25 protein-coding genes are annotated in these 26,850 nt (G+C 69.9%); 23 read left to right on the forward strand and 2 right to left on the reverse strand.

Annotated features, from left to right (window positions below; all coding sequences use genetic code 11):
* Positions 1–6: 6 nt before the first annotated feature.
* The 3 genes from AB0J78_RS02270 (at position 7) to AB0J78_RS02280 (ending at position 2,185) form a co-directional block, all read left to right on the forward strand.
* Positions 7–504: a DUF3592 domain-containing protein gene (locus tag AB0J78_RS02270; protein WP_363786067.1), complete on the forward strand. Its 498-nt coding sequence runs from the start codon at positions 7–9 to the stop codon at positions 502–504.
* Between the two features lie 106 nt (positions 505–610).
* Positions 611–1,543: a 1,2-phenylacetyl-CoA epoxidase subunit PaaC gene (gene paaC / locus AB0J78_RS02275; RefSeq protein WP_363786069.1), complete on the forward strand. Its 933-nt coding sequence runs from the start codon at positions 611–613 to the stop codon at positions 1,541–1,543.
* A gap of 126 nt (positions 1,544–1,669) precedes the next feature.
* The gene (locus AB0J78_RS02280; protein ID WP_363786071.1) at positions 1,670–2,185 is read left to right on the forward strand and encodes a hypothetical protein; all 516 of its coding nucleotides are present in this window, start codon (positions 1,670–1,672) and stop codon (positions 2,183–2,185) included.
* On the opposite strand, the gene AB0J78_RS02285 is transcribed toward AB0J78_RS02280, so the two are convergent.
* Positions 2,178–3,029, reverse strand: a complete 852-nt coding sequence (locus AB0J78_RS02285) for an inositol monophosphatase family protein (protein ID WP_363786073.1) — start codon at positions 3,027–3,029, stop codon at positions 2,178–2,180. The two genes, AB0J78_RS02280 and AB0J78_RS02285, sit on opposite strands and share 8 nt — an antisense overlap.
* A 177-nt stretch (positions 3,030–3,206) precedes the next feature.
* Here AB0J78_RS02285 and AB0J78_RS02290 point away from each other — a divergent pair, with 177 nt between their 5' ends.
* Both AB0J78_RS02290 and AB0J78_RS02295 read left to right on the forward strand, forming a co-directional pair.
* Entirely contained in the window at positions 3,207–4,331 is a 1,125-nt protein-coding gene (locus tag AB0J78_RS02290) for a glycosyltransferase family 1 protein (RefSeq protein WP_363786075.1), read from the forward strand.
* Between the two features lie 34 nt (positions 4,332–4,365).
* Positions 4,366–5,055 carry a demethylmenaquinone methyltransferase gene (locus AB0J78_RS02295; protein WP_363786077.1) on the forward strand — a complete coding sequence of 230 codons (690 nt, stop codon included), beginning with the start codon at positions 4,366–4,368 and terminating at the stop codon, positions 5,053–5,055.
* A 21-nt stretch (positions 5,056–5,076) separates the two neighbouring features.
* Here AB0J78_RS02295 and AB0J78_RS02300 read toward each other — a convergent pair whose 3' ends face one another.
* Complete coding sequence (locus AB0J78_RS02300) at positions 5,077–5,994, reverse strand: LysR family transcriptional regulator (RefSeq protein ID WP_363786079.1); 918 nt, start codon at positions 5,992–5,994, stop codon at positions 5,077–5,079.
* Positions 5,995–6,091: 97 nt separating this feature from the next.
* Between AB0J78_RS02300 and AB0J78_RS02305 the strand changes: the two genes are divergently transcribed.
* From AB0J78_RS02305 to nuoN, 18 genes are all read left to right on the forward strand, one after another.
* Positions 6,092–7,363, forward strand: coding sequence for a citrate:proton symporter (locus tag AB0J78_RS02305; RefSeq protein ID WP_363786081.1), 1,272 nt, complete (start codon positions 6,092–6,094; stop codon positions 7,361–7,363).
* Positions 7,364–8,653 carry an acyclic terpene utilization AtuA family protein gene (locus tag AB0J78_RS02310; protein WP_363786083.1) on the forward strand — a complete coding sequence of 430 codons (1,290 nt, stop codon included), beginning with the start codon at positions 7,364–7,366 and terminating at the stop codon, positions 8,651–8,653.
* Positions 8,640–8,939, forward strand: coding sequence for a hypothetical protein (locus AB0J78_RS02315; RefSeq protein WP_363786085.1), 300 nt, complete (start codon positions 8,640–8,642; stop codon positions 8,937–8,939). Before AB0J78_RS02310 ends, AB0J78_RS02315 begins: the two co-directional genes overlap by 14 nt.
* 254 nt (positions 8,940–9,193) lie before the next feature.
* A complete protein-coding gene (locus AB0J78_RS02320) occupies positions 9,194–10,492 on the forward strand; it encodes a geranylgeranyl reductase family protein (protein ID WP_363786087.1) in 1,299 nt (432 codons plus the stop codon).
* 193 nt (positions 10,493–10,685) lie between these two features.
* A complete protein-coding gene (locus tag AB0J78_RS02325; RefSeq protein WP_132621507.1) occupies positions 10,686–11,051 on the forward strand; it encodes an NADH-quinone oxidoreductase subunit A in 366 nt (121 codons plus the stop codon).
* A gap of 83 nt (positions 11,052–11,134) precedes the next feature.
* Positions 11,135–11,806 (forward strand): NADH-quinone oxidoreductase subunit B family protein, encoded by a 672-nt coding sequence (locus AB0J78_RS02330; protein ID WP_363786089.1) that lies wholly within the window; start codon positions 11,135–11,137, stop codon positions 11,804–11,806.
* A 5-nt stretch (positions 11,807–11,811) separates the two neighbouring features.
* Positions 11,812–12,573 (forward strand): NADH-quinone oxidoreductase subunit C, encoded by a 762-nt coding sequence (locus AB0J78_RS02335; RefSeq protein ID WP_363786091.1) that lies wholly within the window; start codon positions 11,812–11,814, stop codon positions 12,571–12,573.
* A gap of 19 nt (positions 12,574–12,592) precedes the next feature.
* A complete protein-coding gene (locus AB0J78_RS02340) occupies positions 12,593–13,921 on the forward strand; it encodes an NADH-quinone oxidoreductase subunit D (RefSeq protein WP_363786093.1) in 1,329 nt (442 codons plus the stop codon).
* The gene (gene nuoE / locus AB0J78_RS02345) at positions 13,918–14,673 is read left to right on the forward strand and encodes an NADH-quinone oxidoreductase subunit NuoE (RefSeq protein ID WP_363786095.1); all 756 of its coding nucleotides are present in this window, start codon (positions 13,918–13,920) and stop codon (positions 14,671–14,673) included. Before AB0J78_RS02340 ends, nuoE begins: the two co-directional genes overlap by 4 nt.
* Positions 14,674–14,681: 8 nt before the next feature.
* Positions 14,682–15,980 (forward strand): NADH-quinone oxidoreductase subunit NuoF, encoded by a 1,299-nt coding sequence (gene nuoF / locus AB0J78_RS02350; RefSeq protein ID WP_363786097.1) that lies wholly within the window; start codon positions 14,682–14,684, stop codon positions 15,978–15,980.
* On the forward strand, positions 15,977–18,505 hold the full coding sequence (locus tag AB0J78_RS02355; protein WP_363786099.1) for an NADH-quinone oxidoreductase subunit G: 2,529 nt from the start codon (positions 15,977–15,979) through the stop codon (positions 18,503–18,505). Before nuoF ends, AB0J78_RS02355 begins: the two co-directional genes overlap by 4 nt.
* Positions 18,502–19,809, forward strand: a complete 1,308-nt coding sequence (nuoH, locus tag AB0J78_RS02360; protein ID WP_363786101.1) for an NADH-quinone oxidoreductase subunit NuoH — start codon at positions 18,502–18,504, stop codon at positions 19,807–19,809. Before AB0J78_RS02355 ends, nuoH begins: the two co-directional genes overlap by 4 nt.
* Positions 19,796–20,362 carry an NADH-quinone oxidoreductase subunit NuoI gene (gene nuoI / locus AB0J78_RS02365; protein WP_132621523.1) on the forward strand — a complete coding sequence of 189 codons (567 nt, stop codon included), beginning with the start codon at positions 19,796–19,798 and terminating at the stop codon, positions 20,360–20,362. Before nuoH ends, nuoI begins: the two co-directional genes overlap by 14 nt.
* Positions 20,359–21,309 carry an NADH-quinone oxidoreductase subunit J gene (locus AB0J78_RS02370; RefSeq protein WP_363786103.1) on the forward strand — a complete coding sequence of 317 codons (951 nt, stop codon included), beginning with the start codon at positions 20,359–20,361 and terminating at the stop codon, positions 21,307–21,309. The genes nuoI and AB0J78_RS02370 overlap by 4 nt, the downstream gene beginning before the upstream one ends.
* Entirely contained in the window at positions 21,306–21,605 is a 300-nt protein-coding gene (gene nuoK / locus AB0J78_RS02375) for an NADH-quinone oxidoreductase subunit NuoK (protein ID WP_093414272.1), read from the forward strand. Before AB0J78_RS02370 ends, nuoK begins: the two co-directional genes overlap by 4 nt.
* A 23-nt stretch (positions 21,606–21,628) precedes the next feature.
* Entirely contained in the window at positions 21,629–23,611 is a 1,983-nt protein-coding gene (nuoL, locus tag AB0J78_RS02380) for an NADH-quinone oxidoreductase subunit L (RefSeq protein ID WP_363786105.1), read from the forward strand.
* A 64-nt stretch (positions 23,612–23,675) separates the two neighbouring features.
* On the forward strand, positions 23,676–25,253 hold the full coding sequence (locus AB0J78_RS02385; RefSeq protein WP_363786107.1) for an NADH-quinone oxidoreductase subunit M: 1,578 nt from the start codon (positions 23,676–23,678) through the stop codon (positions 25,251–25,253).
* 26 nt (positions 25,254–25,279) lie between these two features.
* The gene (nuoN, locus tag AB0J78_RS02390) at positions 25,280–26,821 is read left to right on the forward strand and encodes an NADH-quinone oxidoreductase subunit NuoN (RefSeq protein WP_363786399.1); all 1,542 of its coding nucleotides are present in this window, start codon (positions 25,280–25,282) and stop codon (positions 26,819–26,821) included.
* Positions 26,822–26,850 lie beyond the last annotated feature (29 nt).

The following is a 26,850-nucleotide window of genomic DNA, read 5'->3' on the forward strand; positions in this document are numbered from 1 at the left end:
GTCACCGTGGCAGGCGACGCGGTGACCCAGGACGCGGCCGACTCGGTGACCGGCTCAGACACGGACGGTGACCAGTCGGTGGTACAGCCCTCGCCTGGGCGGGTTCGCCGCCGAGTGGCACGAGGTGTGCTGATCACTGGCTTGTTGCTGTCGGTCATGGGACTGTCGATCATCGGTGCCTGCTTCATCAACGACCGCACGATCGTGGAATCCCGGGGCCAGGCGGTGGCCGAAGTCGTGGACACCTCGTTGACCCGGACCGTGGTGCGGTTCAACACCGAGGACGGGCGCGTCTACATCCCGCCGAACGGCGTGATCTACCCGACCGACCTGCAGGCGGGGCAGCTGGTGCGAGTCGAGTACGACTCCCGCAACCCCGACCTGGTGCGCGTCGCGGGCCGCACCGCGGTGATCTCGCTGCTGCCGGTCCTCAGCGCGCTGGCGGTCCTGTGGGCGGTGCTGCTGCCGACGTATTGGCTGCTCAGGAGATCCGACAGGGACTGAGGACCCTTCCGGGGCCTTTCGGCCGGTGCGAAACTGGGTATCCGCCGCAAGGGGGTCGGTGGTCACACGCCGAAGGGCCGACCCCGCGTCTGCGAGGTCGTTGCCCATGAACACCCCTAGAGCGTTGTCCGACTCGCCGCAGGTGCAGCAGCAGTGGGTGCTCGGTGCTCCGGTGCTGTCCACCGTCGACCGGTCGGTGCCCGCTGAGGTGGATCCCGCCGATCTGGCGCTGTACTGCACGATGCTCGGGGACGACGCCCTGGTGCTCGCCCACCGGCTGACCGAGTGGGGGATGCGCGCAGGTCTGGAGGAGTCCGCAGCGCTCGGGGAGATCGCCTACGACCTGCTCGGACAGGCGCGGATCCTGCTCGGCCGGGCCGTCGAGGTGCGCGGCGAGCAGGACGAGGACCTGCTCGCCTACCAGCGGGGACCCGGCGAGTACCGGAACGTGCGGTTGGCGGAGATCGACTGCGGTCCTGGGCCGGGCGGTGACTTCTCGACCACGGTGGCCCGCCTGCTGCTGTTCACCACCTGGCGCCTCGCGGTCTTCGAGGAACTCGTCACCTGCAGGGACGCGGTGCTGGGGACGCTGGCGGCGAGGTCGCTGCACCGGCTCGCGGAACACCGGGACCACGCCGCGCAGTGGGTGATCAAACTGGGTGATCACGGGCCCGGCGGATCGTGGCTGATGAGCGCCGGGCTGCAACGCGTGTGGCCGCTGGCAGCGGAGCTGTTCGTCGCGCACCCGGTCGAAGCGCGGCTGGCCGACGCCGGCTGCGGCGTGGACCCCTCCCGCCTGCGCGTGGGGGTGGGTCAGGGGCTCGACGAGGTGTTCTCCATCGCTCGCCTCCAGCGCCCCGCCCCCACCGAGTTCGGCGATTTCGTCCGGCCGGGCGGTCGCGACGGCGCGCACACCGAATCCATGGAGTTCCTGCTGGCCGACATGCAATACCTGGTCAGGGCGGGGCTGGCCAGCGGTCGCTCCGCGCAGAAGCCGCGCGACGAGCGAAGTTTCAGAAATGCAATGGAAGATGAGTAGTTCCCCGCAAGCCGATGAGCACCGGCCGGGCGCACAGTGATCGAGGGGGTATCGGAGCGTCGGAAGCAGAGGCCTGGGGGTCTTCCGCGTTCCTCGGTCGGGGACTAGTGGAAGGGCGCAACGCGGATGGCCGAGATCTGGTTGCAGGTGCTCATAGGGTTGATGGCGGGATGTGCCGGTGCGGGCTTGGTGCTCGTGGTGCGCAGACGTCCCGCCGAGCAGGTCGTGGAGGATCCCGAACCGGCACCGGAGCCGCTGCCGCAGCGGGAGCCGGACGGCTGGGGGCCGTTCGTGCAGCACTGCGAGCAGGCGGTGCTGCGGGCGAGCCGGGCGGTCGAGGCCATGTCCTCGCAGCAGGCCCGCAACCGGTTGCTGACCGTCGTGCGCCGGATGGACGCCGAGCTGCCCAACCTGCGCGTGCTCGCCGAACTCGGCAGGGGTCTGGGGCCGACCTCTCGCGACGTCGAGATCGCGGGCCGGGTGCGGGACGAGCTGACCGAGGCCGAGAAGCGCTTCGGCGCGGTCACCGGTGAGGTTCTCGAACTCGTCGAGGACCCCGATCCCGAGCGGGTGGGCGAGCTGCGCGGGCGGTTCCCGCTGCTGCGCCCGATCTCGGCGGTCCTGCCGGAGCCGGTCAGCTAGCCGGCACCTCGGCCGCCTGCGCCCACCACTCGTGGACCTCGACGGCCGCACCGGGCGCGGCGACGAGCAGCCCGTCGCGCGGCAGCGGGTTCGGCTCTCCGCGCCGGTCGAGGACCGTGGCACCGGCCTCGGTGGCCAGCGCGAGAGCCCCGGCGACGTCCCACTCCTCGTAGTCGTCGAGCACGGCGGCGATGGTGTGGCCGAGGGCGACCTGGGTGATGGCCAGCGCCGGAGAGCCCAGTAAACGCACGCCGACCTGCGCGCTGGCAGCGTTGGTGATGAACCGGTCCATGCCCGGCCACGGCCCATTCTTGGTCAGCTCGGTGCACACGATGCCGCCGCGTATCTCGGAGCGGTCGGGCAACCGCACCGGAGTGCCGTTGGCCCGCATGCCCCGGCCTCGCGCGGCCGCGTAGATCTGGGTCCGGTACGGGTCGGCGACCACGCCGACCACCGGCCCGAAACCGTCGAGCATCGCCAGGCTGTAGGCGCACCAGGGCAGCCCGGCCACGTAGTTGGCGGTGCCGTCCACGGGGTCCACCGACCAGCGGAACTCCGAGGCGCCCTGCTGCGGTGGCACGCTCGGTTCTGCACCGAACTCCTCCCCGAACACGGGGGTGCCGGGGAACTCGTCGGCGAGGATGCGGCGGGTGTGCCGTTCCAGCGTGCGGCCGGTGTCGGTGACCCAGTCGAAAGGCGACTCGCTGGGCTCGGGCCGCGCCCCTCTGCCCGCGGTCGCGATGATGACGTCGGCGGCGTCGTTGGCCAGCCGACCGGCGACCTCGAACGCCCGCGACACCAGGGCCGGTTCGATCTGGGCGGGTGGAGTAGGCAGGGCCGTCATGCGTCCCCAGCCTCCGCGCGGCGAGTGACCGCTCAGCAACGTGAAGGTGACCGGCCGTGGAGCCGCAAGCCACGTTTGCGGGCCGATGGGCGAGTTGGGGTGGTCTTCGGTTGTCGTTGGGGATCGCGTCACGTTGCCTTCGGCTGCTCGCCGGAACCGGCGGCGACCGTGTTGTCCGTGCGCATCGCGATCGTGACCGAGAGCTTCCTGCCGCAGATCAACGGAGTGACGAACTCGGTGTTGCGGGTGCTGGAGCACTTGCGTCGTCGAGGCGACCAGGCCCTGGTCATCGCCCCCGGACCCGGTCCGGACGAGTACGCGGGCTTCCCCGTCATCAGGCTGCCCGCGGTGGACCTGCCGATGGTGTCGTCGCTGCCCATCGGGTTCCCGAGCCGCCGCGTGCTGCGCGGGCTCCAGGATTTCGCGCCCGACGTGGTGCACCTGGCTTCGCCGTTCGTGGTGGGGGCGCGCGGGATGAACGCCGCGCGGCGGCTGGGTGTCCCGACGGTCGCCGTCTACCAGACCGATGTGGCGGGTTTCGCCGAGTCCTACGGGCTCGGGCTGACCGCGAAGGCGGCGTGGAAGTGGATCCGCCGCCTGCACTGCCACGCCGACCGCACGCTGGCCCCCTCGACGTGGGCGGTGGAGACGCTGCGCGAGCACGGCGTTCCGCGCGTGCACCGGTGGGGTCGCGGTGTCGACACCGAGCGGTTCACGCCGCGCAAGCGCGACGAGCAGCTGCGGGCCGAGTTGGCTCCGAACGGTGAACTGCTGGTGGGATACGTCGGCCGATTGGCGCCGGAGAAGCGCATCGAGCGGCTCGCCGAGCTGGACGGCACGTCCGGCGTGCGGCTGGTCGTGGTCGGCGACGGCCCGGAGCGCGAGCGGTTGAACGTGGAACTGCCCAACGCCGCGTTCCTCGGTCAGCGCACCGGCGACGAGCTGGCCCGCATCTACGCCAGCCTCGACGTCTTCGTGCACACCGGTCCGCACGAGACGTTCTGCCAGGCGGTGCAGGAGGCGATGGCCTCCGGCGTCGCCGTCGTCGCCCCGGACGCGGGCGGGCCCCGCGACCTGGTCGAGGTGGGGCGCACCGGCTACCTGCTGCCCGCGCACGACGACGCCGAGCACGCGGCGGCCTTGCGCCGCGCCATCGCCGACCTGCGCGATCCCGCGCTGCGGGAGCGCTTCGGCACCCACGCCCGCAACGCCGTCGCAGGTCGCACCTGGCCGGCCCTGTGCCGCCAGTTGGTGGACCACTACGCGGCGGTGAGCGGGTACGTGGAGTCGGCAGCTGCCTGAACCGGCTCCGGAGCGGGCCACGTACGCTTCGGGTGTGTCTCGGGCAGGCTTGGACAAGAACCCTCGCGAAGTCGCGGCGATGTTCGACGGCGTCGCGCGTCGGTACGACCTGACCAACACCGTGCTGTCCTTCGGGCAGGACCGGCGCTGGCGGAAGGTGACCCGGCAGCTGCTCGCGCCCCAGCAGGACGAGAAGGTCCTCGACCTCGCTGCCGGCAGCGGCGTGTCGACCGTCGAGTTCGCCCGTTCCGGCGCCTACTGCGTCGCGGCCGACTTCTCGCTGGGCATGCTCTCGGTCGGCAAGGGCCGGGGTGTGCCGCTGGTGGCGGCCGACGCCCTGCACCTGCCGTTCGCCGACGACGCCTTCGACGCCGCGACGATCTCCTTCGGCCTGCGCAACCTCGCCGACACGGTCGCGGGCCTGCGCGAGATGCGCCGCGTGGTGCGGCCCGGTGGGCGCCTGGTGGTGTGCGAGTTCTCCACCCCGACGTGGCAGCCCTTCCGCGGCGTCTACATGAACTACCTGATGCGCGCGCTGCCCCCGATCGCCCGCGCGGTCTCCTCCAACCCGGACGCCTACGTCTACCTCGCCGAGTCCATCCGCTCCTGGCCCGACCAGCGAGCCCTCGCCGAGCTCATCGGTGAAGCCGGCTGGACCGACACCACCTGGAAGAACCTGACCAGCGGCGTGGTGACGGTTCACCACGCGAAGAACCCGTCCTGATCATCCCGGGGCGGAAGCGGCTCAGAGCCAGGTGGTTTCGGGCGTCGTGGTCCTGGCCCAGGTGAGGGCTCGGGTGAAAGCCCTGGTGGCCGGGGGCTGCGGATGGTGGGGAGTGCGGATCACCGCGATGCGCCGGTGAGTCTCCGGTGCTGCCAGGGGTACGTGGACGAGGCCCGCGAAGGCGATCAGGGGTAGGACCATCCCGGGCATGACGGCGGTGCCGAGACCCGCTGCGACCAGTCCCGCCACCGCGGTGATGTTGCCGGATTCCAGGACGATCCGCGGGTGGGCCTCCGCGGCGGCGAAGGCGCGGTCGGCGTGCTGGCGGATGCTGGAGTTCGGCGCGAACGCGATGTGCGGTTCGGTCGCCAGCTCCGCCCAGGTCAGCGACTCGCGCGCGGCGAAGCGGTGCTGCTGCGGGAACACCGCGCACATCCGGTCCGTGGCGATGGGGTGCACGGCCAGATCGGGCAGCGGTTCGGCGACGACCGTGACGCCCAGGTCGACGGTGCCCGCGCGAACCTTGGCAAGGACCTCGTCGGACATGCCGTCCTCGATCGACAGCTCCACGTCCGGGTAATCCGCGCGGTAGGCCGAGACGACCGGGGGCAGCAGGATCGCCGCCATCGACGGCAGCGCCGCCACCCGGACGCGGCCGCGGGTTCCTGCCAGGAAGCCTTGGAAGTGGTTGATCCCGGCGTCGAACGAGTCCACCACCCGCCGCGCGACCAAGCAGAACTCGGCGCCCTCCGGCGTGGTGACCAGGTTGCGGGTGGTGCGCTGGAACAGCGTGATGCCGAGCCTGCGCTCGACGTCGCGCACCGCGCGGCTGATCGAGGACTGCGCCAGGTGCAGCTGCTCGGCGGCAGCGGTGAACCCGCCGGTGTCGTGCACCGCGAGAACCAGCCGGAGCTGCTGCACGGTCAGATCCATGCCCATGGTGCATGAATCTATCAACAATCAGTGCTTGACCAGCATGAGCGAGGTGGATCACAGTTCTTCCGTCCGGCCCAACGGCGGTGTTCGGAGGTTGCCCATGCTTGCCGCGAGTGGATTCCTGACGATCGGCGTGTTCCTCGCCCTGGTGCTCTCGCGCAGGGTGTCGGTGCTGTTCGCGCTCACCCTGGTGCCGATCGCGGCGGCACTGCTCAGCGGTCACGGCGCCGGGCTCGGTGAGCTGGTGGCCGATGGCCTGGTCACCGTCGCCCCGGTGGCCATCATGATCACCTTCGCGGTGCTGTACTTCAGCCTGATGATCGACGCGGGGCTGTTCGACCCCGCCGTCACCCGCATCCTGCGCTGGGCCAAGGGCGACCCGCTCAAGATCACCGTCGGCACCGCGCTGCTGACCCTGCTGGTCGCGCTGGACGGCGACGGGGCATCCACCTTCCTGATCACCGTCTCCGCGCTGCTGCCGATCTACCAGCGGCTGGGGATGCGCCGGATCGTGCTGGCCGGTGTGGTGTGCCTCGGCGCCGGGGTCATGAACATGGTGCCGTGGGGTGGGCCGACGGCCCGTGCGATGGCCGCGCTGAAGCTCGATTCCGCGCAGCTGTTCCTGCCCGTGCTGCCCGCCATGATCGCCGGCATCTGCTGGGTGCTGGTCGCCGCCTACCTGATCGGCCGATCCGAGCGGAAGCGGCTCGGCGTGGTGAGCATCGAGGCGGGCGAGCGGGTGCGGCTGACCGGCGTGGACCGCGTTCGGTTCTGGATCAACGCGGCGCTGACGCTGACCCTGGTCGGCTGCCTGCTGTTCCAGCTCGCCGACCTCGAAGTGCTGTTCCTGGTGGCCTTCCTGGTCGCGCTTCTGATCAACCGCCCGTCGTGGCAGGGCCAGCAGGAGCTGTTCGCCAAGCACGCCTACAACGTGGTGCTGGTCGTCGTGGTGATCTTCGCGGCCGGTGTGTTCACCGGCATCCTCACCGGCACCGGCATGATCAAGGCGATGGCCGAGAGCCTGGTCGCGGTCATACCCGACGCGGGTGGCGCCCTGCTGCCGGTGGTCACGGCCATCGCCGGGATGCCGTTGAGCCTGGTCTTCACCCCCGACGCCTTCTACTACGGGGTCGTGCCGGTGCTGGCGGAGACCAGCGCGGCGTTCGGCGGCGATCCCGCCGCGATCGGGCGGGCGGCGATCCTCGGCCAGATGACCACCGGGTTCCCGCTGAGCCCGCTGACCGCCTCGACGTTCATCCTGCTCGGCATGTCCAAGGTCGATCTCGGCGACCACCAGCGGTTCATCTTCGGCTGGGCCTTCGGCACCACGCTGGTGATGACGGCGGTCGCGCTGCTCACGGGGGTGCTGTAGATGCGCATCGGCAGTGGAGCCGGTTTCGCCGGCGACCGCCTCGAACCGGCGCTGGAGCTCGTGCGGGCGGGTGTGGACGACCTGGTGCTGGAGTGCCTGGCCGAGCGCACCATCGCCCTCGGGCAGCAACGCAGGTTGGGCGATCCGGATCAGGGCTACGACCCGTTGCTGCGCGCGCGGTTCGAGCGTTTGCTGCCGGTCGCGGTGCCGAACGGAGCACGAGTGATCACCAACATGGGCGCCGCCCATCCGCTGCGGGCGGGCGAGGTCACGCGGGAGGTGATGACGGCCGCTGGGCTGGTCGGCCGCATCTCCGTGGTCACCGGCGACGACGTGCTGGACCGGCTCGACCCGGCCACGGCCGCCCTGGAGGACGGCATCCCGCTGGCCGAGCACGGCGAGATCGTCTCCGCCAACGCCTACCTCGGTGCCGAGGCGCTGCTGCCCGCGCTGGACGCGGACGTGGTGATCACCGGGCGGGTCGCCGACCCGTCGTTGTTCGTGGCACCGATCGCGCAGCGGATGGGCTGGGACCTCGACGACGTGCCGCGCGCCGCCGCAGCGACGCTGGTCGGCCACGTCCTGGAGTGCGCGGGGCAGGTGACCGGCGGCTACTTCGCCGACCCGGGCGTCAAGGACGTTCCCGGGCTGGCCGAGCTCGGGTTCCCGTTCGCCGACGTCGCCACCGACGGCAGCGCGACCATCGGCAAACCGGACGGGACCGGCGGGATGGTGACGGTCGGGACGGTGCGCGAGCAGCTGCTCTACGAGGTCACCGATCCGACCGCCTACCGCACGCCCGACGTGGTCCTGGACTTCCGCGAGGTCCGCGCCGAGCGGACCGGTTCGGATCGGGTGCGCATCAGCGGGGCGCGCGGGCGGGCCCGGCCGGAGGAGCTGAAGGTCAGCGTCGGCTACCGCGCGGGGCACCGCGCCGAATGCGGCATCAGCTACGCCGGACCGGGGGCGGCCGATCGGGCGAGGCTGGCCGCGGACGTGGTGACCGAGCGGCTGCGCGGCGCCGGACTGCGCGTGCGCGCCGACGTGCTGGGGGCGATGGGCGATCCGGACGGCGAGTGCCGACTGCGGGTGGCCGCCATCGCGGAGGACCGGATGGCAGCGCAGACCGTCTGCCACGAGGTCGAATCGCTCTACACCAACGGCCCTGCCGGAGGCGGTGGGGTGCGCACCGACGTGCGCGAGGTGATCGGCATCGTCTCCGCCCTGATCCCCAGATCCGATGTGACATCGCAGGTCACGTTCCTGGAGGTGAACGATGCGACTGCATGAGATCGCGCACTGCCGAGCGGGCGACAAGGGCGACACCTCGATCCTGTCGGTGTTCCCCCACGACGACGCCGACTACGACCGCCTGCGCCGGGAGCTCACCGCGGACCGCGTCCGCGCACACCTCGCGGCACAGGTCCGGGGCGAGGTCACCCGCTGCGAGCTCCCCCTGCTCAAGGCGTTGCAGTTCACCTGCCACCGAGCGCTCGACGGGGGCGTGACCACGTCCCTGTCCCTGGACACCCACGGCAAGACCCTCAGCTCGCGCCTCCTCGCCCTGGATCTGTGACGCGAGGGGCTGGTGGGGCCGGTGGTCCGAACCGTCCATGATCGATGTCCGCTTTGCCCGGTCGGTTCGGAGAAGAACCGCCCACCGGTGACCCGCGGCGAGGCGCGCCGCGTTGCCCCGGACGGCGGGTTTCCTCACTCAGGTGGCCTACGCGAAAGGGTCGATCGCGCTGGTGCAGCGGCTTAGACTCGGAGTTAGTGAACTCGTTCACAAGCGGGTTTCGCACCGAGCACTGCACTAGTTCGAGGAGTGTCATGACCAGCGCCACCAGCCGCCGCCGACCGGACGATGACGCCGATGTGATCGTCGTCGGAGCGGGCCCGGCCGGCTCGACGGCTGCGACGTACCTGGCCAGGGCGGGACTGGACGTCCTGCTGCTGGAGAAGAGCGTCTTCCCGCGGGAGAAGGTCTGCGGCGACGGGATCACGCCGCGGGGCGTCAAGCAGCTCATCGACCTGGGCATCGACACCAGGGAAGAAGCCGGCTGGCTGCACAACAAGGGCCTGAGGGTCGTCGGCGGCGGAGTCAGCCTGGAGCTCGACTGGCCGAGCCTGTCCGACTTCCCGCCCTACGGCGTGGTCCGCCCGCGCAACGACTTCGACGACCTGCTGGCCCGCAACGCCCAGCTGGCCGGGGCCCGCCTGTTCCAGCAGACGAGCGTCAGCGCCGCCATCACCGACGAGCGCACCGGCCGGGTCGTCGGCGTGGAGGCCAAGACCGGACCCGAGCGCAGGCCGGTGACCTACCGGGCGCCGCTGGTCGTGGCCTGCGACGGGGTGTCGGCTCGACTGGCCCTGTCGGTGGGCATCCAGAAGCGCGACGACCGGCCGATGGGCGTGGCCGTGCGCCGGTACTACACCAGCCCGCGCACCAAGGACGAGTTCTTGGAGTCGCACCTGGAGCTGTGGGACAAGTCCAACCCGGCCGACCCGACGCTGCTGCCCGGGTACGGCTGGATCTTCGGCATGGGCGACGGGTCGGTCAACGTCGGGCTGGGCATCCTGTCCACCTCGTCGGCCTACGGCAAGACCGATTACCGGCAGTTGCTGCGGTCCTGGCTGGACGGGACCCCCGAGGAGTGGGGATTCCGGGAGGACAACGCCACCGGCAAGATCGGCGGCGCCGCGCTGCCCATGGGCTTCAACCGCACCCCGCACTACCGCGACGGCCTGCTGCTGGTCGGCGACGCGGGCGGCATGGTCAACCCGTTCAACGGCGAGGGCATCGCCTACGCGATGCAGTCGGCCCGGCTGGCGGCCGAGTGCGCGGTGCACGCGATGGCGCGACCGACCGCGTTCTCCCGGGAACAAGCCCTGAGCCGGTACCCGATGGCGGTGCAGCAGGAGCTCGGCGGCTACTTCCGGCTCGGCAATATCTTCAGCAAGTTGATTGGCAATCCCACGGTCATGCGGATGGCCACCAAGCACGGTCTGCCGCGGCGGACGCTGATGCGTTTCGTGTTGAAGCTGCTGGCAAATCTCTACGACGAGAAGGGTGGGGACGCCATGGATCGTGTGATCAGCACCACTACTCGCGTCACCCCTAGCGCGTGACCCTGAGTGTCTGGTCAGATGTCCCGGTAACCGTGAGAGAAGTCATAAAGTTAGGTACGCCTCACTACGGAGCCGATTCGGGCGACCGCATAGAGTGCGCACCAGGAGCCTGAGGCGTGACCTGCGCCTCGGCGGGGACTGACGATGTGTGTCCCGGGCCACAAGACTCGGAACCGGTTGGAGGGGAGCAAAGGTGCTCGACCCGTACATCCCGTTGGTGCTGTTGTTCGCGCTGGCGCTGGGATTCGCGGTCTTCTCGGTCGCGATCGCGCCGCTCGTCGGTCCCCGCCGCTACAACAAGGCGAAGCTCGACGCCTACGAGTGCGGGATCGAGCCCTCGCCGCAGCCCGTCATCGGCGGCGGCCGGATGCCCGTCGCCTACTACCTGACCGCGATGTTGTTCATCCTCTTCGACATCGAGATGGTCTTCCTCTACCCGTTCGCGGTCTCGGCCGACGCCCTGGGGATGTTCGGCGTCGTCGAGATCGTGCTGTTCATAGCGACCGTCGGCTTCGCCTACATCTACGTCTGGCGGCGAGGCGGACTGGACTGGAACTAACCGGAGCGCTAGCGCCCGGTCCGCCGGGCGCCTGAGACGAACTACAGGGACTAGCCGCAAGGACGCGGGAAGGAGTGCCGGCGATGGGGCTTGAAGAGCAGCTGCCCAACGGCATCCTGTTGGCCAACGTGGAGAAGCTCGTCAACTGGACCCGGAAGACGTCGATGTGGCCGGCGACGTTCGGGCTGGCTTGCTGCGCCATCGAGATGATGACCGTTGGCGGTTCCCGCTACGACATCTCGCGGTTCGGCATGGAGCGCTTCTCCGCCACCCCGAGGCAGGCCGATCTGATGATCGTGGCCGGTCGGGTGACCAACAAGATGGCTCCGGTGTTGCGCCAGATCTACGACCAGATGCCCGAGCCGCGCTGGGTGCTGGCGATGGGCGTGTGCGCCTCCACCGGCGGCATGTTCAACAACTACGCGGTCGTGCAGGGCGTCGACCACGTGGTGCCGGTGGACATGTACCTGCCGGGATGCCCGCCGCGCCCGGAGATGCTGCTCGACGCGATCCTCAAGCTGCACGCCAAGATCATGGACGAGCCGATCAACGCCAAGCGCGCGCAGGAGAAGCTCGAACGCGGCGACCGCACCCCGATGATCCCGTCCTCGGTCCGGTACGCGCCGAAGAACGCCTCGCAGCGCAAGCGCGCCGAGCGGCAGCAGGCCGCGCAGCGACGCGAGATGGGCGGAACGGACGAGCTCGGCGCGTTCGAGAGCACGCCCGAGCGCCCGGAACTCAAGTCGGGTAGGTGAATTCGATGGCGGACAAGGAAACCACCCCGGCCCCGGGCGAACCCGGTTCGAGCGCCGAGCGCGCCGCGGACCTGGCGCCCACGGGAGCCGAACCGGCCCGCGCCGGAGCACCGACGGCTGGCCGGGAGCGGCAGGGCATGTTCGGCGTGCGCGGCACCGGTGACACCTCGGGCTTCGGCGGGCTGCACCTGCCGGCCTACGTGCCACCGGCCGGCGAGCGCCCCTACGGCGGCTGGTTCGACGAGGTCGCCGACGCGCTCTTCGAAGCGTTGCGCGCCAAGGGACTTCCGGACGACACCGTGCAGCAGGTGACCGTCGACCGCGGCGAGATCACCTTCTACCTGCGCCGCGACAACCTCGTCGAGGTCTGCCGCATCCTGCGCGACGACCCGGCGCTGCGCTTCGAGCTGTGCAGCTCGGTGTCCGGTGTGGACTACGGGCCGGACGCGCCGCAGCGGCTGCACTCGGTCTACCACCTGACGTCGATGACCTACCGGCGCCGCATCCGGCTGGAGGTCGCCGTGGACGTGGAGGACCCGCACCTCCCGTCGATCGTGTCGGTCTACCCGACCGCCGACTTCCAGGAGCGCGAGTCCTGGGACATGTTCGGCCTGATCTACGACGGGCACCCGGCGCTGACCCGGATCCTGATGCCCGACGACTGGGACGGTCACCCGCAGCGCAAGGACTACCCGCTCGGCGGAATCCCGGTGGAGTACAAGGGCGCCGAGATCCCGCCGCCGGACCAGCGCAGGGCCTACTCGTGATCGCGGAGAGGTGTGGGCAATGACCACCGAATCACTCACCGGCGCGTACCCCGCCGAGTCGAGAGACACCACCGAGGGCCGCATCTTCACCGTCACCGGCGGCGACTGGGACGAGTTCCTGGACGAAACCGGCGGCGAGGAGCGGGTTGTCATCAACCTGGGCCCGCAACACCCGTCCACGCACGGCGTTCTGCGGCTGGTGCTGGAGCTCGAGGGCGAGACGGTCACCAAGGCCCGTTCGGTCATCGGGTACCTGCACACCGGCATCGAGAAGAACACCGAGTACCGGACGTGGACCCAGGGCGTCACCTTCGTGACGCGCATGGACTACCTGGCGCCGCTGTTCACCGAGACCGCCTACTGCCTGGGCGTCGAGAAGCTGCTGGGCATCGAGGCGCCGAAGCGGGCCCAGACGTTCCGCGTGATGCTGATGGAGCTCAACCGGATCTCCTCGCACCTGGTCTTCCTGGCCACCGGTGCGATGGAGCTGGGCGCGACCACCGGCATGACCTACGGCTTCCGCGAGCGCGAAGAGGTCCTGCACCTGCTGGAGTTCCTGACCGGCCTGCGGATGAACCACGCGTTCGTCCGGCCCGGTGGCGTCGCGCAGGACCTGCCGGAGGGCTGGCAGGACAAGGTGCGCGAGTTCATCAAGGTCATGGACACCCGCCTGCCGGACTACGACAAGCTGTTCAGCGGTCAGCCGATCTGGAAGCAGCGGCTGAAGGACGTCGGCTACCTGCCGCTGGACGGCGCGCTGCAGCTCGGGGTGACCGGACCGCTGCTGCGGGCCGCGGGACTGCCGTGGGACCTGCGCAAGGTCGAACCGTACTGCGGGTACGAGGAATACGACTTCGAGGTGCCCACCAGCAACGACGGTGACTGCTACGCGCGGTACCTGCTGCGGGTGCAGGAGATGCACGAGTCGCTGAAGATCATCCGGCAGTGCGTGGACAAGATGGAGTCCGGCCCGCACATGGTGGAGGACGCCAAGATCGCCTGGCCGGCGAAGCTGAGCATCGGCGCCGACGGCATGGGCAACTCCCTGGACCACGTCCGCAAGATCATGGGCCAGTCCATGGAGTCGCTGATCCACCACTTCAAGCTGGTGACCGAGGGCTTCGACGTCCCGCCCGGCCAGGTGTACGCGCCGGTCGAGTCGCCGCGCGGCGAGCTGGGCGTCCACATGGTCTCCGACGGCGGCACCCGGCCGATGCGGGTGCACGTGCGCGAACCCAGTTTCGTGAATCTGCAGGCGATGCCGGCGATGGCCGAAGGCGGACTGGTGGCCGACGTGATCGCGTCCGTCGCCTCCATCGACCCGGTGATGGGCGGGGTGGATCGATGACCGAGCAGTTCGAGTTCACCACCACCGAGGAGCAGACCGGCGCGGTCGACACCTCGGTGTTCGGCGAGGACACCCGGGCCGAGGCGAAGCAGATCATCGCCCGGTACCCGGAGTCGCGATCGGCGCTGTTGCCGATGCTGCACCTCGTGCAGTCGGTGCAGGGGCACGTCAGCCCGGCGGGCATGAAGTTCTGCGCCGAGGAGCTGGCGCTGTCGGTCGCCGAGGTCAGCGCCGTGGCGACCTTCTACACCATGTACAAGCGCAAGCCGTGCGGTCAGCACCTGGTCAGCGTGTGCACCAACACGATGTGCGCGGTGCTCGGCGGCGACGCGATCTACAAGGCTCTGGGCGAGCACCTGGACGTCGGGCACGAGGGCACGGCCGGGGAACCCGGCACCGAGGGCTCGATCACCTTGGAGCACGCCGAATGCCTGGCGGCCTGCGATCTCGGGCCGGTGCTGCAGGTCAACTACGAGTACTACGACAACCAGACGCCCGAGAAGGCGCTGGAGCTGGTCGAGGCGCTGCAGCGCGGCGAGAAGCCCGCGCCGACGCGCGGACCGGCGCTGTCGGACTTCCGGGGCGCCGAACGCCAGCTGGCCGGGTTCTTCGACGACCTCGACGACACCGTGACCGGACCGTCGCAGGCGACCGAGACCAACCGCGGCGCCTCGCTGGCCCAGGACCGCGGATGGACCGCGCCGAGCATGCCCGATGACGCGGAACTCCCGCCGCTGCCGGAGAAGAAGTGAGGGTGGCCATGACCGAACCGAGCACCAGCCCGGTGACCCCGGTGCTGACCAAGCGGTGGCTGTCGCCGAACTCCTGGACGCTGCACACCTACGAGCAGCTGGAGGGCTACACCGCCCTGCGCAAGGCGCTGCGAGCTCACCCGGACCAGCTGATCGAGCTGGTCAAGGCGTCCGGGCTGCGCGGTCGCGGCGGCGCGGGGTTCCCGGCGGGCGTGAAGTGGAGCTTCATGCCCAAGGATCCGGTCAAGCCGCACTACCTGGTCATCAACGCCGACGAGGGCGAACCGGGGACCTGCAAGGACATCCCGCTGATGATGGCCGACCCGCACTCGCTGATCGAGGGCTGCATCATCGCCAGCTACGCGATGCGCGCCAACCACTGCATGATCTACGTGCGCGGTGAGGCCCTGCACCCGATGCGGCGGCTCCACCACGCGGTCCGCGAGGCCTACGCCGCCGGGTACCTGGGCAAGAACATCCTGGACTCCGGTTTCGACCTGGACATCGTCGTGCACGCCGGGGCGGGCGCCTACATCTGCGGTGAGGAGACCGCGCTGCTGGACTCCCTGGAGGGCAAGCGCGGTCAGCCGCGGCTCAAGCCCCCGTTCCCCGCGGCGGCCGGGCTCTACGCCTGCCCGACGACGGTGAACAACGTGGAGACAATCGCGTCGGTCCCGTTCATCGTCAACGGCGGTTCGGACTGGTTCCGCACCATGGGCAGCGAGAAGTCGCCGGGACCGAAGATCTACTCGATCTCCGGGCACGTCGAGAAGCCGGGCCAGTACGAGGCGCCGATGGGAACCACGCTGCGGCAGCTGCTGGAACTCGCGGGCGGCATGAAGGGCGGCGTCCCGCTGAAGTTCTGGACCCCGGGCGGGTCCTCGACACCGCTGTTCACCGCCGAGCACCTGGACGTCCCGCTGGACTTCGAGGGCGCGGCCGAGGCCGGATCGATGCTGGGCACCACGGCCGTCCAGGTGTTCAACGAGACCGTGTCGGTGCCGTGGGCCGTGATGAAGTGGACGCAGTTCTACGAGCACGAGTCCTGCGGCAAGTGCACCCCCTGCCGGGAGGGCACCTACTGGCTCGCGCAGGTGCTGGAACGGATGGTCGACGGGCACGGCACCGAGGAGGACATCGACACCCTCCTCGACGTCTGCGACAACATCTTCGGCCGCTCGTTCTGCGCCCTCGGCGATGGCGCGGTCAGCCCGATCACCAGCGGTATCAAGTACTTCCGCGAGGAGTTCCTCGCGTTGTGCGACAAGAACAAGTCCGCCGCGGAACTGGTAGGAGCGGCCCGATGACCCTGGCACCCGAATCCGAAGCGCGCCCGGTCCCCGAGGGCTACGTCCGGCTCACCATCGACGGGATCGAGGTCGAGGCGCCCAAGGGCGAGCTGCTGATCCGGACCGCTGAGCGGATGGGCATCACCATCCCGCGGTTCTGCGATCACCCGCTGCTGGACCCAGCGGGTGCCTGCCGGCAGTGCCTGGTCGAGGTCGAGATGAACGGCCGTGCGATGCCGAAACCGCAGGCCTCCTGCACCATGACGGTCGCCGACGGGATGGTCGTCAAGACGCAGAACTCCTCGCCGGTGGCGGACAAGGCGCAACAGGGCGTGATGGAGCTCCTGCTGATCAACCACCCGCTGGACTGCCCGGTCTGCGACAAGGGCGGCGAGTGCCCGCTGCAGAACCAGGCGCTCAAGCACGGCCGCGCGGAGTCCCGCTTCCACGACACCAAGCGGACCTTCGCCAAGCCGGTGCCGATCTCCTCGCAGGTCCTGCTGGACCGCGAGCGCTGCGTGCTCTGCCAGCGCTGCACCCGGTTCTCCAAGCAGATCGCCGGGGACCCGTTCATCGAGCTGCTGGAGCGCGGTGCGCTGCAGCAGATCGGCATCGGCGAGCAGCAGCCGTTCCAGTCCTACTTCTCCGGCAACACCATCCAGATCTGCCCGGTCGGCGCGCTGACCAGCGCCGCCTACCGGTTCCGGTCGCGGCCGTTCGACCTGGTCTCCACCCCCGGGCAGTGCGAGCACTGCGCGTCGGGCTGCGCGACCCGGACGGACTGGCGGCGCGGCAAGGTGATGCGCCGGCTGGCCGGGGACGACCCGGAGGTCAACGAGGAGTGGATCTGCGACAAGGGTCGCTTCGCGTTCCGCTACGCCAACGCCGCCGACCGCATCACCCGGCCGCAGATCCGGGAGAACGGCAAGCTGCGCGAGGCGTCCTGGACCGAGGCGCTGCAGGTCGCCGCCGAGGGGCTGACCGCCGCGCGTGACGCGGGCGGGGTCGGGGTGCTTCCCGGTGGCCGGTTGACCGTCGAGGACGCCTACGCCTACTCGAAGTTCGCGCGGGTCGCGTTGCGCACCAACGACATCGACCACCGCGCCCGGCCGCACTCCACCGAGGAGCTGCGGTTCCTGGAGTCCACCGTGGTCGGGGTGACGCCGGAGAACGGTGTCACCTACGGCGATCTGGAGTCCGCCCCGGCGGTGCTGTGCGTGGCGTTCGAGCCGGAGGAGGAGTCGCCGATCGTCTTCCTGCGGCTGCGCAAGGCCGCGCGCGCGGGCGGGACTCAGGTCTTCCACATCGCCCCGCGCACCTCGCCGGGAGTGGAGAAGACCACGGTCATCACCCACGCCGGAGGCCCGGTGCGTACCGGTTCGCTGGTGCAGTGCGTGCCCGGTGGCGAGGCCGCCGCGCTGGAGTCGCTGCCGTCCGATGTGGACGAAGCGATCCGGCAGCAGGGCGCGGTGCTCATCGTCGGTGAACGCGCCGCCGAGGTGCCCGGCCTGCTGTCCGAGGTGCTGCGCACGGCCCAGCGCACGGGCGCCCGGGTCGCCTGGATCCCCCGCCGAGCCGGAGAACGCGGCGCCATCGAGGCCGGTGCGCTGCCGACGCTGCTGCCCGGCGCGCGTCCCGTCGTCGACGACCACGCCCGCTCCGACGTGGAGCGGACCTGGGGCATGGCGCCCGGTTCGCTGCCCGCCGCCGCGGGTCGCGACGCCACCGAGATCCTCACCGCCGCCGCTTCCGGGGAGCTCTCCGGCCTGGTGGTCGGCGGCGTCGACCCGGACGACCTGCCCGACCCGGAGCTGGCCCGCAAGGCCCTCACCGGAGCCGGTTTCGTGGTGAGCCTGGAGCTCCGCCCCAGCGCGGTGACCGAGCAGGCCGACGTGGTGCTGCCGATCGCGCCCAGCGTGGAGAAGAGCGGCAGCTACCTCAACTGGGAGGGCCGCCGCCGCGAGTTCACCACCACCATCGACGGCACCGGCGCGCTGCCGGACTGCCGGGTGCTGGACACCCTCGCGGTCGAGATGGACGCCGACCTGTTCACCCAGACCCCGGCCGCCGCGAGCGCCGAGCTCGACAGGCTCGGCACCCACACCGGCGGACGTACCGCGGCCCCGGACGAGGCCGTCGCGCACGCACCACGACCCGGCCCCGGCCAGGCCGTGCTGGCGACCTGGCGGCAGCTGCTGGACAACGGTTCGCTGCAGGTGGAGGAGCCGAGCCTGGCGGGTACCGCCCGCAACCGGGTCGCGATCGTCTCGCCGGAGACCGCCAAGCGCGTCGAGATCAGTTCTGGACAACGGCTGGAGGTCCGCACCGAGCAGGGCAAGATCGTGCTGCCGGTCGAGATCGCCGACATGCCCGACGGCGTCGTGTGGGTGCCCACCGACTCCGGGAAGGCCCGCGTGCACAAGGTTCTCGGCGCCGGTCACGGAGCTCTCGTCGACATCGCGCCGAGCAGCGCGAGCCCGGAGAGCAACGGGCATTCGCTGAACGGCAATTCCCCGGCCCACCACAACGGGGGGAACGCATGACCAGAACAGCCGAACTGCTCGCCGACGACCCGATCTGGCTGATCCTGCTCAAGGTCGTGGCCATCTTCGCCTTCCTGGTGCTGATGACGCTGCTGACGATCTGGGCGGAACGCCGGGTCATCGGTCGCATGCAGCACCGGCCCGGCCCGAACCGAGCGGGACCGTTCGGCATCCTCCAGTCGCTGGCGGACGGCCTGAAGCTGGCCTTCAAGGAGGACATCCGCCCGGTCATGGCCGACAAGTGGGTGTTCTTCCTGGCCCCGGTCATCTCCGCGACGCCCGCGCTGGTGTCGTTCGCGGTGATGCCGATCGGCCCCGAGGTCACCATCTTCGGCGAGCGCACCGCGCTCCAGCTGGTGGACCTGCCGGTGGGCCTGCTGGTCGTGCTGGCCTGCGCCTCGATCGGCGTCTACGGCATCGTGCTCGCCGGCTGGGCTTCCGGTTCCCCGTACCCGCTGCTGGGTTCGCTGCGGTCGGCGGCGCAGGTGATCTCCTACGAGATCGCGATGGGCCTGTCGTTCGTCGCGGTCATCATGTACGCGGGCACGCTGTCGACCTCCGGCATCGTCGCAGCGCAGGAGAACGGCTGGTTCTTCGCGCTGCTGCCGGTGAGCTTCCTGGTCTACTTGGTGTCGATGGTCGGCGAGACCAACCGCGCTCCGTTCGACCTCCCCGAGGCCGAGTCCGAGCTGGTCGGTGGTTTCCACACCGAGTACTCGTCGCTGAAGTTCGCGCTGTTCTTCCTCGCCGAGTACATCAACATGGTCACCGTCTCCGCGCTGGCGACGACGCTGTTCCTCGGCGGCTGGCACGCGCCGTGGCCGCTGTCGCTGATCGGCGACGGGGTGCTCAACACCGGCTGGTGGCCGGTGCTGTGGTTCCTCGGCAAGACGATCGCGTTCCTGTTCTTCTTCGTGTGGCTGCGCGGCACGCTGCCCCGCCTGCGCTACGACCAGTTCATGGACCTCGGCTGGAAGCTGCTGGTCCCGGTCAGCCTGGTGTGGATCGTGGCGGTGACCGTGATCCGGGCGCTGCGCAACTCCGAGACCGTCAGCACCCAGCAGTTCATGATCGGCGGCGCGATCGTGGTGGTGATCCTGGTCGCGGCCACGTTCCTCATCCCGGACCGCAAGCCCGAGAACGACCCCGACGAGGTGCCGCTCTCGGGCAGCGGGTTCCCGGTGCCGCCGATCGACCTGGAAGTCCCCAAGACCCCGCCGCGGCGCACCCCGGTGCGCAGCGGCACCGGCTCCGGCGAGCTCGCGGGTCCGGAAGGCGAGGAGGCGCCCCATGGGAATGTTTGATCCGATCAAGGGATTCGGCGTCACCTTCTCGACGATGTTCAAGAAGGTCGTCACCGAGGAGTACCCCGAGGTCAAGAAGGTCGCCGCGCCCCGGTTCCACGGCCGCCACCAGCTCAACCGGCATCCGGACGGGCTGGAGAAGTGCGTGGGCTGCGAGCTGTGCGCCTGGGCGTGCCCGGCCGACGCGATCTTCGTCGAGGGCGGCGACAACACCGACGAGGCCCGCTACTCACCCGGTGAGCGCTACGGCATGGACTACCAGATCAACTACCTGCGCTGCATCGGCTGCGGGTTGTGCATCGAGGCGTGCCCGACGCGGGCGCTGACGATGACCAACGAGTACGAGACCGCGGACGACAACCGGCAGGACCTGATCTACACCAAGGCCGACATGCTGGCGCCGCTGCTGCCCGGCATGGAGCAGCCGCCGCACCCGATGCGCCTCGGCGAGGACGAGCAGGACTACTACGTCAACGGTCCCGAGCTCGCCAAGCAGCGAGGGGTTCCCGCGGGATCGACGGTGGAATCCGGTCCGGAGGTTGATGCGCGATGAGCACCGGAATCGTGCTGGCACAGGCCGGCGACGTGGTCGGCACCGGGGAGGCGGTGCTGTTCTGGGTCCTCGGTCCGCTCTCGCTGCTGGGCGCGCTCGGCATGGTCTTCGCCCGCAACGCGGTGCACTCCGCGCTGTGGCTGGTGCTGACGATGCTGAGCCTGGGCGTGCTCTACATGGGTCAGAGCGCGCCGTTCCTGGGCTTCACCCAGATCATCGTCTACACCGGCGCGATCATGATGCTGTTCCTGTTCGTGCTGATGATGGTCGGCCGCGACTCCTCGGACTCGGTGGTGGAAGTCCTGCGCGGACAACGCCTCTGGGCCGGGATCGGCGGGGTCGGCCTGGCTGCGCTGCTGGTCTCGGGGCTGGCCCGGTCGCTGACCTCGGTGCAGGCGGCACCGCCGCTGGACTCCTGGTTGCCCGCCGGCGGTGGAGCGGGCGGCCTCGGTCGGCTGATCTTCACCGACTACCTGTTCCCGTTCGAGCTGACCTCCGCGCTGCTGATCACCGCAGCGGTCGGCGCCATGGTGCTGGCCTACGGCGGCAAGGGCCGCGGCCCGCGCCTGAGCCAGCGGGAGCGCGCGAACGCGCGGTTCCGCGGCGAGCGCCCGTCGCCGCTGCCCGGTCCCGGCGTGTACGCCACGGCCAACTCGGTCGCGGTGCCCGCGCTGCTGCCGGACGGCTCGGTCGCGCCGGAGTCGCTGTCGGAGCTGCTGGAGAACCTGCCCGCCGAACGGCTCGACGAGGAGCGTCGCGCGGTCGCCGGTGACGAGCCCGAACCCGACGCGCACGCGCTGATCGAAGAGCCGGAGCCGCCCGAGCAGAACGGCTCCGGCAAGTCCGGTGAACCGGTCATCGACGCGGGTCCTGAGATCCCGGCGCCGGGCGGCAACGGTCACTCGGACCAGCGGGCCGGTCACGCCACCGAGGAGGTTCACCAGTGACCCCCACGTACTACCTGCTGCTGTCCGCGCTGCTGTTCTCGATCGGCGCGGTCGGAGTCCTGGTGCGGCGCAACGCCATCGTGGTCTTCATGTGCGTCGAGCTGATGCTCAACGCGGTCAACCTGACGCTGGTCACCTTCGCCCGCATCGAGGGGACGGTGCACGGGCAGGTCATGGCGTTCTTCGTGATGGTCGTCGCGGCCGCCGAAGTGGTGGTCGGCCTGGCCATCATCATGTCGATCTTCCGGACGCGTCGCTCGGCCTCGGTCGATGACGCCAACCTGCTCAAGTACTGAGAGGGCGCGTGGTGACGGCAAAGATGCTTGAAACCGCAGCGGGGGTCGCCGAGGCGACCGGGCCCGCGCAGTCCTACGCCTGGCTGCTGGTCGCGTTCCCGCTGGTGGGCGCCGCGATCCTGCTGATCGCGGGACGCCGTGCCAACGGCTGGGGACACCTGCTGGGGTCGGCCACGGTGATCGCCTCGTTCGTCTACGGGCTGTGGCTGTTCACCTCCGTGACCGGTGTGCCGCAGAGCGAGCAGGTCCGCGAGCTGCACCTGTTCTCCTGGATCCCGGTCAACGCGCTGCAGGTCGACTTCGGGCTCCGGCTGGACCCGCTGTCCGTGGTGTTCCTGCTGCTGATCACGGGTGTGGGATCGCTGATCCACCTGTACTCGATCGGCTACATGAGCCACGACCAGCAGGGGCGCACCGGTTCGGCCAACACCGAGCGCCGCCGGTTCTTCGCCTACCTGAACCTGTTCGTCGCCTCGATGCTGATCCTGGTGCTGGGCAACGGTTTCGTGACGCTCTACCTCGGCTGGGAGGGCGTCGGTCTGGCCTCCTACCTGCTGATCGGCTTCTGGCAGGGCCGTCCTTCGGCGGCCGCGGCGGCGACCAAGGCTTTCGTGATGAACCGGGTCGGCGACGTCGGCCTGGCGCTGGCGATCTTCCTGCTGTTCGCCAACCTCGGCACCACCCAGTACGCGGAGGTCTTCGCCCGCGCCGGTGAGCTCTCGCCGGGCGTGCTGCTGGCGATCACGCTGCTGCTGCTCCTCGGCGCCTGCGGCAAGTCCGGCCAGGTCCCGCTGCAGGCGTGGTTGCCGGACGCGATGGAGGGCCCGACCCCGGTTTCGGCGCTGATCCACGCCGCGACGATGGTCACCGCGGGCGTCTACCTCGTCGCCCGCTCCAACCCGCTGTTCTCGCTCTCCCCGGGCGGGCAGCTGGCCGTCACCATCGTCGGCGCGGTGACGCTGCTGGTCGGATGCGTCATCGGCTGCGCCTACGACGACATCAAGAAGGTCCTCGCGTATTCCACGGTCAGCCAGATCGGCTACATGATGCTGGCGGTCGGGCTCGGCCCGGCGGGGTACGCGCTGGGCATCATGCACCTGCTCACCCACGGCTTCTTCAAGGCCGGGCTGTTCCTCGGCGCCGGTTCGGTCATGCACGGCATGAACGACGAGGTCGACATGCGCAAGTTCGGCGGCCTCGCCCGGTACATGCCGATCACCTTCGGCACGTTCGGCCTCGGCTACCTCGCGCTGATCGGGTTCCCGTTCCTGTCCGGCTTCTACTCCAAGGACGCCATCATCGAGGCGGCGTTCGGCCAGGAGGGCTGGCGCGGCTGGGTCTTCGGCGGTGCCGCGATGCTGGGCGCGGGCATCACCGCGTTCTACATGACGCGGCTGGTGCTGATGACGTTCTTCGGCGAGAAGCGCTGGAAGAACCTCAAGGCGAGCAACGGGGAGGACTTCCACCCGCACGAGTCGCCGGCGATCATGACCGCGCCGATGATCGTGCTGGCCGTCGGTTCGATCGGGGCCGGCATGTTCCTGGCGGGCGACGACCTGCTGGTGACGTTCCTGTCGCCGTCGCTGGGCGAGCTGCAGGAAGCCCACCACACCGCGATCCCGCACGCGATGATCCCCGTCCTGACGGTGGCCATCTCCGCGCTGGGAGCGGTGATCGCGTGGCTGGTCGTGGGCCGCAAGCCGGTTCCGGTCGAGCGCCCGGCGAAGGTCTCGCCGGTGGTGCGCGCGGCCCGCGCCGACCTCGGCGGCAACGCGCTCAACGACCTCGTCGCGGTGCGCCCGACCTTCGGCCTGACCAAGGGCCTGCTCGCGGTCGACCGCAAGGGCGTCGACGGCACGGTCTCCGGCATCGCCGCGCTGCTGACCTTCAGCTCGGGCCGGATGCGCCGCTGGCAGACCGGTTTCGTCCGGTCCTACGCGCTGTCCATGCTCTTCGGCGGTGTCGTGGTGATCGCCGCCCTGATGGCGGTGGGGATCCCGACATGACGACCTCGCACGGACCCGTTCTGCCCAGTCCTGTTCGGCACAGTGAGCTCCGGGAGGAGATCCGATGACCCTGCTGCTCGCCCTGGTGCTGCTGCCGATCGTCGGGTCGGTGGTGGTGGCGCTGCTGCGCGGCAACGCCGGCGCGGCGAAGTGGACCGCGCTGGGGTTCTCCCTCGCCGAGCTCGTGATCGCCGTCGCCGCGTGGTTCGCCTACGACCCGGCGGGCCCGCGGATGCAGCTGACCAGCTCGATCCCGTGGATCCCGTCGTTCGACATCAACTTCTCGCTCGGCGTGGACGGCATCGCGCTGGTGATGGTCCTGGTCATCGCCGTGCTGATGCCGCTGGTGCTGGGCTACAGCTGGGGCGAGAAGCTGCCCGAGGGCCGCACGCACGGCGGGTTCTTCTCGCTGCTGCTGCTCGAACAGGCGCTGACCGTGGCGGTCTTCGCCGCCACCGACGTGTTCCTGTTCTACGTGCTCTTCGAGATCATGCTGATCCCGATGTACTTCCTCATCGGCGGCTACGGCGGTGAGAACCGCAGCTACGCGGCGGTGAAGTTCTTCCTGTACTCGTTCCTCGGCGGCCTGATCATGCTGGCCTCGGCCATCGGCGCGTACAGCTACAGCGCCCAGGTCACCGGCGAGGGCACCTTCGACTGGGCCAAGCTCGTCCCGATCCTGTCGGACGCCCCGCTGAACGTGCAGATCTGGCTGTTCCTGGGCTTCTTCACCGCGTTCGCGATCAAGGCCCCGCTGATCCCGTTCCACACCTGGCTGCCGGACGCCGCGCAGCAGGCGCCGATCGGAGTCGCGGTGATCGTGGTCGGCGTGCTGGACAAGGTCGGCACCTTCGGGTTCCTGCGCTACAGCCTGCCGCTGACCCCGCAGGCGTCGCTGCAGCTGGCGCCGCTGGTGCTGGTGCTCGCGGTGATCGGGGTGCTCTACGGCTCGCTGCAGGCGTTCGGGCAGACCGACCTCAAGCGCTTCATCGCCTACGTCTCGATCGCGCACTTCGGGTTCATCGCGCTCGGCATCTTCGCGTTCACCTCGCAGGCGCACGTCGGCGCGGTGTCGTACATGATCAACCACAGCATCGCCACGGGCATGCTGATCCTGGTCATCGGCATGATCATCGTGCGCGGCGGTTCGACCCGGATCGCCGATTACGGCGGCATGGCGAAGGTGACGCCGCTGCTGGCGGGCACGCTGCTGATCGCGGGGCTGAGCACCCTGTCGCTGCCGGGCACCAACTCCTTCGTCAGCGAATTCCTCGTGCTGGTCGGGTCTTTCCCGACCCGCCCGGTGTACACGACGCTGGCCACGATCGGCATGGTGCTGGCCGCGGTCTACGTGCTGTGGCTGTACCAGCGGACGATGCAGGGCCCGGTGCGCGGCGACGCGCTGCTGGGCACCGCGACCGGGCCGGGGGCGGTGACCGACCCGAACCGCGAAGGCGCGCACCGGCTCCGGCTGGCCGACCTGGGCCCCCGGGAGATCGCCGTGCTGGCCCCGCTGATCGTGCTGATCATCGGGCTCGGCGTGTACCCGCAGCCGGTGCTGGACGTGATCAACCCGTCGGTCGCGGCAACCATGAGCGAGGTCGGCGTCACCGACCCCGTGACCTCGCAGGGAGGTAACTGACAGTGGTCAAGGGATTCCCGAGCCAGCTGGGTTCCGTCGAGATTCCGCCGATCGACTACGCGGCGATCGCGCCGGTGCTGGTGATCCTCGGTGCCGCCTGCCTGGCGATCCTGGTCGAGGCGTTCCTGCCCCGCCACCAGCGCTGGTCGGTGCAGGTCGGGCTCAGCCTGGCGTCGATCGTCATCGCCGGTGTCGCGCTGGCCGCGTTCGCGCGGTCCGCCGGGACCGGTGTGACCACGCTGTCCGACTCGCTGGCCGTCGACCCGCCGACGCTGTTCCTGTGGGGCACGCTGCTGGCGCTCGGACTGGGTTCGGTGCTGCTGATCGCGGACCGCTCGGTGGAGCCGGGCGGCGCGTTCGTGGCGGAGACGATCCCGGCCGAGGGCCCGGGAACGATGAGCCGCGCCGCCGCGTCGGCGTCCGGGATGCGCACCGAGGTCTTCCCGCTGGCCCTGTTCGCGCTGGGCGGGATGATGGTGTTCTGCGCGGCCAACGACCTGCTGACGATGTTCATCGCGCTGGAAGTGCTGAGCCTGCCGCTGTACCTGATGTGCGGGCTGGCCAAGCGCCGCCGGTTGCTGTCGCAGGAAGCGGCCGTGAAGTACTTCCTGCTGGGCGCGTTCGCCTCGGCGTTCTTCCTCTACGGCCTCGCGCTGCTCTACGGCTACGCGGGCTCGGTGAAGCTGCAGGCGATCGCCGACGCCACCGCCGGTTCGGAGCGCTCCGACACGCTGCTGTTCGCCGGTCTGGGCCTGCTGCTGGTGGGTCTGCTGTTCAAGGCGTCGGTGGGTCCGTTCCACACCTGGACCCCGGACGTCTACCAGGGAGCCCCGACCGCGGTCACCGGTTTCATGGCCGCCTGCACGAAGGTCGCGGCCTTCGGCGGCATCCTGCGCGTGCTGCAGGTCGCCTTCGAGGCGTCCAGCTGGGAGTGGCGCGGCGTGGTCTGGACGATCGCCGTGGTCTCGATGGTGATCGGCGTGGTGCTGGGTCTGACCCAGCGCGACATCAAGCGCATGATCGCCTACTCCTCGGTGGCCCACGCGGGGTTCATGCTGCTGGGCGCGCTCGCGCTGTCCGACCGCGGTCTGGCGGCGACGCTGTTCTACCTGCTCGCCTACGGGTTCACCACGATCGCCGTGTTCGGTGTGATCAGCCTCGTACGCCGGGCCGACGGTGAGGCAACTCACCTTTCGGACTGGGCGGGTCTGGCCAAGCGTTCACCCCTCGTCGCCTGGGTGTTCACCTTCCTGCTGCTCGCTCTCGCCGGCATCCCGATGACCAGCGGTTTCGTCGGAAAGTTCGTGGTCTTCGAGGCCGCCCTGACCGATGGCATGGCACCGTTGGTGGTGGTGGCCCTGGTGGCGAGTGCGGTTGCGGCCTTCTTCTACCTTCGTGTCATCGTGCTGATGCACTTCCAAGAACCGGCTGCTGACGGCCCCACCGTGAGCGTGCCGGGTGCGTTCACGACGGCGGCGATCACGCTGGGCGTGGTCGTGACGTTGTTGCTGGGCGTGCTGCCGACGTTGGCTCTGGACTGGGCGAACGTCGGGGGATTCGTGTCGTAGAGTGCTCGCCCGTAGGGCGATCGTGGGGG

Origin of the sequence: Saccharopolyspora sp. NPDC049426 (assembly GCF_040676935.1) — a bacterium.
Classification (GTDB): Bacteria; Actinomycetota; Actinomycetes; order Mycobacteriales; family Pseudonocardiaceae; genus Saccharopolyspora.

Coding starts and splice junctions, on each gene's coding strand:
- paaC (WP_363786069.1), top strand. CDS start 611: ATGAACACCCCTAGAGCGTTGTCCGACTCGCCGCAGGTGCAGCAGCAG.
- AB0J78_RS02280 (WP_363786071.1), top strand. CDS start 1,670: ATGGCCGAGATCTGGTTGCAGGTGCTCATAGGGTTGATGGCGGGATGT.
- AB0J78_RS02285 (WP_363786073.1), bottom strand. CDS start 3,029: ATGACGGCCCTGCCTACTCCACCCGCCCAGATCGAACCGGCCCTGGTG.
- AB0J78_RS02300 (WP_363786079.1), bottom strand. CDS start 5,994: ATGGGCATGGATCTGACCGTGCAGCAGCTCCGGCTGGTTCTCGCGGTG.
- AB0J78_RS02305 (WP_363786081.1), top strand. CDS start 6,092: ATGCTTGCCGCGAGTGGATTCCTGACGATCGGCGTGTTCCTCGCCCTG.
- AB0J78_RS02310 (WP_363786083.1), top strand. CDS start 7,364: ATGCGCATCGGCAGTGGAGCCGGTTTCGCCGGCGACCGCCTCGAACCG.
- AB0J78_RS02315 (WP_363786085.1), top strand. CDS start 8,640: ATGCGACTGCATGAGATCGCGCACTGCCGAGCGGGCGACAAGGGCGAC.
- AB0J78_RS02320 (WP_363786087.1), top strand. CDS start 9,194: ATGACCAGCGCCACCAGCCGCCGCCGACCGGACGATGACGCCGATGTG.
- AB0J78_RS02330 (WP_363786089.1), top strand. CDS start 11,135: ATGGGGCTTGAAGAGCAGCTGCCCAACGGCATCCTGTTGGCCAACGTG.
- AB0J78_RS02335 (WP_363786091.1), top strand. CDS start 11,812: ATGGCGGACAAGGAAACCACCCCGGCCCCGGGCGAACCCGGTTCGAGC.
- AB0J78_RS02340 (WP_363786093.1), top strand. CDS start 12,593: ATGACCACCGAATCACTCACCGGCGCGTACCCCGCCGAGTCGAGAGAC.
- nuoE (WP_363786095.1), top strand. CDS start 13,918: ATGACCGAGCAGTTCGAGTTCACCACCACCGAGGAGCAGACCGGCGCG.
- nuoF (WP_363786097.1), top strand. CDS start 14,682: ATGACCGAACCGAGCACCAGCCCGGTGACCCCGGTGCTGACCAAGCGG.
- AB0J78_RS02355 (WP_363786099.1), top strand. CDS start 15,977: ATGACCCTGGCACCCGAATCCGAAGCGCGCCCGGTCCCCGAGGGCTAC.
- nuoH (WP_363786101.1), top strand. CDS start 18,502: ATGACCAGAACAGCCGAACTGCTCGCCGACGACCCGATCTGGCTGATC.
- nuoI (WP_132621523.1), top strand. CDS start 19,796: ATGGGAATGTTTGATCCGATCAAGGGATTCGGCGTCACCTTCTCGACG.
- AB0J78_RS02370 (WP_363786103.1), top strand. CDS start 20,359: ATGAGCACCGGAATCGTGCTGGCACAGGCCGGCGACGTGGTCGGCACC.
- nuoL (WP_363786105.1), top strand. CDS start 21,629: ATGCTTGAAACCGCAGCGGGGGTCGCCGAGGCGACCGGGCCCGCGCAG.
- AB0J78_RS02385 (WP_363786107.1), top strand. CDS start 23,676: ATGACCCTGCTGCTCGCCCTGGTGCTGCTGCCGATCGTCGGGTCGGTG.